Raw genomic sequence first — 4,846 nt, 5'->3', positions numbered from 1 at the left:
GTTCGTCAGCAGCAGAGAAGTGAGATTATGCAGTGTTTCGCGATGTTCGTCAACTCCTCTTTTTCTTCAGTGCTAGAAGTGTTATCAAAACACTTAATTCAACTACTTGATTTCGCTGAACTTTTCTTGCGCTGCAGAAGCAGGAACCGAACTATAGCAAACGGGTGAATGGTAGCGCAAGGGTCTGTTTCCGAAATATGCGGCGCAGGTACAACAAGCTCAGCGGCGCCTTGGCCGGCTGTCGCCGGCCAAGGCGCATCTTCGGGCACGCACTGAGTGTTTGTCCTGCGCCGAGCGCGGTGCTACATTGTCAGCAGTCGACTTCCATCAGACAGAGCCGCGGCACAGGGCCAACCAGGAGACATGGAATGATGTATTGCCACGCTACACCCTTGCGCGACGGCGCTACGCGAATGCCGGATATGGCCGCCATGATCGGCACCTCGCACCGTCGCTCCCAGCAATATGGCTTGACCCCGGATGCCCGGCCGGACTTCGATCCGCCCTGCCGAGCGGATCTGTCCTCCCTCATTGACGGCAACCGGCTACTGGTCAACCATGCGCTTCCCGTCATGGAGACCCTGTACCAGCAAATCGCCAACACCCAGCACATGGCCCTGCTGACCGATGCCGAAGGCGCGATCGTTCATGCGCTGGGCGACGCCGATTTCCTCGAAAAGGCAAACCGCGTCGCCTTGTCGCCCGGGGTGACCTGGTCCGAGGCGAACAAGGGGACCAATGCGATCGGTACCGCAATCGCCGAACAGGCGCCGGCCATGGTGCACGCGGATCAGCATTTTTTGGCGGCGAACCACTTCCTCACCTGCTCGGCCGCTCCCATACTCGATCATCGCGGGGAATTGGCCGGCGTACTGGACGTGAGCGGCGACCGCCGCGGGTTTCACCACCACACCATGGCCCTGGTGCGCATGTCGGCGCTGATGGTCGAGAACCAGTTGTTCGCGGCCGCTTTCGACGACGCGATCACCCTGCACTTTCATACGCGCCCGGAGTTCGTCGGGACGCTAATGGAAGGCATCGCCTCGTTCACGCCGGGTGGACGCTTCCTTTCCGCCAACCGTGCGGCACTGTCCCAGTTCGGTTTGTCCGTCAATGCCCTGCGGGCGCATACCTTCAGCTCGCTGTTCGACCTGCCCTTGTCCGCACTGTACGACCATTACCGCGCCGCAGCCCCTGGCCTGCTCGACTTGCGCATGCATGGCGGCATGCGCGTATGCGCGCGTGCCGAGCTGCGACTGTCCCGTGGCACGCAAGTGCTGTCGGCCGAGGCGGCGCCGACGATCGCCCAGCGGCATGCCAAGGCGCCCGAGCGGGCTTCGCGCCTGCATCAACTGGACACCGGCGATCCCGCACTGGCACGCGTGCTCGACAAAGTGAGCAGGGTCCTGGGACGCGACGTGACGATCCTGATCACGGGCGAGACCGGTACCGGCAAGGAATTGCTTGCCCGCGCGATCCACGCCGATTCGCCGCGTGCGGATGCACCCTTCGTGGCCGTCAACTGCGCGGCGATTCCGGACGCGCTGATCGAGTCCGAACTGTTCGGCTATGAGGAAGGCGCGTTCACCGGCGCGCGCAAGAAAGGCGCGACCGGGTATATCCAGCAGGCGCATGGCGGCACCCTCTTCCTTGACGAGATCGGCGACATGCCCTTGCCGCTGCAGGCCCGCCTGCTGCGTGTGCTGCAGGAGCGCGTGGTCACGCCGCTGGGCGGACGGCCGGTGCCGGTCGACCTGCAGCTGGCCTGTGCGACCAACCACGACCTGCGTCAGCGCATCGCCGCCGGGTTGTTCCGCGAAGACCTGTATTACCGGCTCAACGGCCTGGTCGTGAAACTGCCGCCGCTGCGCGAGCGCAGCGATCTCGAGACGGTGACGCACAAGCTGCTGGCGGCCGAGACACGGGGCATAGGCTGCCGTGTGTCAGCCGAGGTGCTGCGGCTGTTTCGTCAGCACCGCTGGCCCGGCAATCTGCGGCAGCTGGCCAGTCTGCTGCGCACGGCGGCGATCATGGCCGGGGATGGCGCCGAGATCCGCGCCCACCATCTTCCCGACGATTTCCTGGAGGAGCTTGCCGGAGCGGACGAGGCGCCGCGGGAGCCGGCGCCGCCGCAGCCGCCCACCTCGGGCATCAAGCTAGGCGAGGTCGAGCGTGCGGCAATGCTCCAGGCGCTCGCGGCTCACGAGGGTAATGTCTCGGCCGCGGCGCGAGCCCTCGGCGTCTCGCGCAACACGTTCTATCGCAAGCTGCCGTACCTGAAACAGTGTGCGCGCTGAGCCGGCGTGCGGCCACTGTTTCAGGTTGTGCCGTCGCCGTGGCGCCGCGGCGGCCGTGACTGCAGTAGTGCGCACTCGGCGTCGCTGAACAGGCGCGAGCGCGTCAGGAAGCGGCGCCCGGTGCCGTTATCGAGAGAAAACATGCCGCCGTTGCCGGCGACAACATCGATGATCAGCTGGGTGTGCTCCCAATAGGCGAACTGCTCGCTGCCGATATAGAAGGGGGTGCCGTCGAGTTCACCCAGGCAGACATCGCTGTCGCCGAGTTGGAATTCGCCGTCTGCCCAGCACATTGGCGCGCTGCCGTCGCAGCAGCCGCCGGACTGGAAAAACATCAGGGGTCCGTGGCGCCGGCGCAGTTCGTCGATGAAAGCCAGTGCCGCGGGTGTCGCGGTAACGCGTTCGACCGTCGTGGTCATGGCGGCTCCTCGGCAAAAGGAGGCGCCGCATGGCGCCTCCCCTGCCTTACGTCACGTCAGAAGAAGCCCAGCGCTTTCGGGCTGTAGCTCACCAGCAGGTTCTTGGTCTGCTGGTAATGGTCGAGCATCATCTTGTGGTTCTCGCGGCCGATGCCCGACTGCTTGTAGCCGCCGAATGCGGCGTGCGCTGGATACAGGTGGTAGCAGTTGGTCCATACGCGCCCGGCGTGGATGGCGCGGCCGACACGGAAGGCGCGGCTGCCGTCGCGCGTCCACAAGCCGGCGCCAAGCCCGTACAAGGTATCGTTGGCGATGCGCAGCGCGTCGGCTTCGTCCTTGAAGGTCGTCACCGAGACCACCGGGCCGAAGATCTCTTCCTGGAAGATGCGCATGTTGTTCTCGCCCTTGAACACGGTCGGGCGCACGTAATAGCCGCCGGCCAGGTCGCCGTCATGGCTGGCGCGTTCGCCGCCGGCGAGCACCTGCGCGCCTTCCTGGCGGCCGATGTCGAGGTAGGACAGGATTTTTTCCAGCTGCTCCTGCGAAGCCTGGGCGCCGATCATGGTCGATTCGTCGAGCGGATTGCCGGCCTTGATTTTCGCCACGCGATCGAGCGCGCGCTCGATGAAACGTTCGTAGATCGACTCCTGGACCAGCACGCGCGAGGGGCAGGTGCAGACCTCGCCCTGGTTCAGCGCGAACATGGCAAAACCTTCCAGGCATTTGTCGAAGAACTCGTCGTCGGCATCCATCACATCCGCGAAGAAAATGTTCGGCGACTTGCCGCCCAGTTCGAGGGTAACGGGAATCAGGTTCTGGGCGGCGTATTGCATGATCAGGCGGCCGGTGCCCGTTTCGCCGGTGAAGGCAATCTTGGCGATGCGCTTGCTCGAAGCGAGCGGCTTGCCGGCTTCCAGACCGAAACCGTTGACGACGTTGACCACGCCTTCCGGCAGCAGGTCGGCGATCAGCTCGATGAGCACCATGATCGAGGCCGGCGTCTGCTCCGCAGGTTTCAACACGACGCAATTGCCCGCGGCGAGGGCGGGCGCGAGCTTCCAGACTGCCATCAGGATCGGGAAATTCCACGGAATGATCTGGCCGACCACGCCGAGCGGCTCATGGAAATGGTAGGCGTAGGTTTCGTGGTCGATGGTCGAGATCGCGCCTTCCTGGGTGCGGATGCAGCTGGCAAAGTAGCGGAAATGGTCGATCGCCAGCGGCAGGTCGGCCGCCATCGTCTCGCGGATCGGCTTGCCATTGTCGACGGTTTCGGCCGTCGCGAGCATCTTGAGGTTCTGCTCCATCCGGTCGGCGATGCGGTTCAGGATGTTGGCCCTCTCCGCAGGCGAGGTCTTGCCCCAGGCATCCTTCGCGGCATGGGCCGCATCCAGGGCCAGTTCGACGTCCTCGGCCGTCGAGCGCGCGACCTCGCAGAACGGCTGGCCAGTGATCGGGGTGACGTTGGCGAAGTATTCGCCCTTGACCGGCGCGACGAAACGGCCGCCGATGTAGTTGTCGTAGCGCTGACGGAAGGGGTTGGCGACGCCGAGTTTGCTGATGTCCGCGAGATTCATGTCGTCCTCTTTCTCTGGTTGGTGTCTATGACCGGCGCAGCGCCGGCGTGCTTTTGTAAGCACATCAAGGTCGTGCAAGCGCCGTGCCAGCGCGCTTTCGTGGCGCTTGCAGGGCAAGCCAGTAAGGAAAGCGGAGAGAAGCAGGCCGCAGCCCGGTACAGATGTACCTATTTGGGACACCTGGTGTCACAGTGTCCGGACAGTGGGAACGGCAGCAAACCGGGCGGAACCAGGCGCCGGCGTCTTCGCATCATGGGAGGAGCGCAGGGAGAAGGAGGGAGTGCGAGCGAGAACACGGAACTGCTGCGTTCTCGCGATGTCGTACGGGTGCAAGCGGACGGCATCGCCGTACGCACCCGAACTGGGCGACACTTGTTCACCCGAGGTTTCGTTAATCGGGGGGAACACGACGGTGACAAGTGTTTGCCCAGCCGTCCATAGCCGTCTAAAAAAACAGTGACTGCAGAAGGCGACGTTCTGAAAAAGGGAACGCCCGAAGCAAAAAACCCCGGCGAGTATCGACTCGACGGGGTTTTTGCTTACTACTAATTAA

Annotated in this window: 3 protein-coding genes; 1 reads left to right on the top strand and 2 read right to left on the bottom strand. The window is 63.8% G+C overall.

All coding sequences use genetic code 11. From position 1 onward, the window contains the following. Positions 1-422: 422 nt before the first annotated feature. Positions 423-2,297: a sigma-54-dependent Fis family transcriptional regulator gene (locus RT688_RS23530; RefSeq protein ID WP_409521983.1), complete on the top strand. Its 1,875-nt coding sequence runs from the start codon at positions 423-425 to the stop codon at positions 2,295-2,297. 20 nt (positions 2,298-2,317) lie between these two features. Here the strand turns inward: RT688_RS23530 and RT688_RS23525 are convergent, their stop codons facing one another. Both RT688_RS23525 and adh read right to left on the bottom strand, forming a co-directional pair. Further along, positions 2,318-2,716 carry a DUF779 domain-containing protein gene (locus RT688_RS23525; RefSeq protein ID WP_313707250.1) on the bottom strand — a complete coding sequence of 133 codons (399 nt, stop codon included), beginning with the start codon at positions 2,714-2,716 and terminating at the stop codon, positions 2,318-2,320. A gap of 56 nt (positions 2,717-2,772) precedes the next feature. Next, positions 2,773-4,293: an aldehyde dehydrogenase gene (adh, locus tag RT688_RS23520; RefSeq protein ID WP_313707249.1), complete on the bottom strand. Its 1,521-nt coding sequence runs from the start codon at positions 4,291-4,293 to the stop codon at positions 2,773-2,775. Positions 4,294-4,846: the final 553 nt, after the last annotated feature.

The organism is Massilia sp., from assembly GCF_032106685.1.
GTDB lineage: Bacteria > Pseudomonadota > Gammaproteobacteria > Burkholderiales > Burkholderiaceae_D > Telluria.
The sequence above is the reverse complement of the archived record's forward strand: the minus strand, read 5'-3'. Positions and strand labels throughout refer to the sequence as shown.

What these genes read in the sequence shown, in the direction of transcription:
- RT688_RS23530 (WP_409521983.1), top strand. Translation starts at nt 423, where the DNA reads ATGGCCGCCATGATCGGCACCTCGCACCGTCGCTCCCAGCAATATGGC.
- RT688_RS23525 (WP_313707250.1), bottom strand. Translation starts at nt 2,716, where the DNA reads ATGACCACGACGGTCGAACGCGTTACCGCGACACCCGCGGCACTGGCT.
- adh (WP_313707249.1), bottom strand. Translation starts at nt 4,293, where the DNA reads ATGAATCTCGCGGACATCAGCAAACTCGGCGTCGCCAACCCCTTCCGT.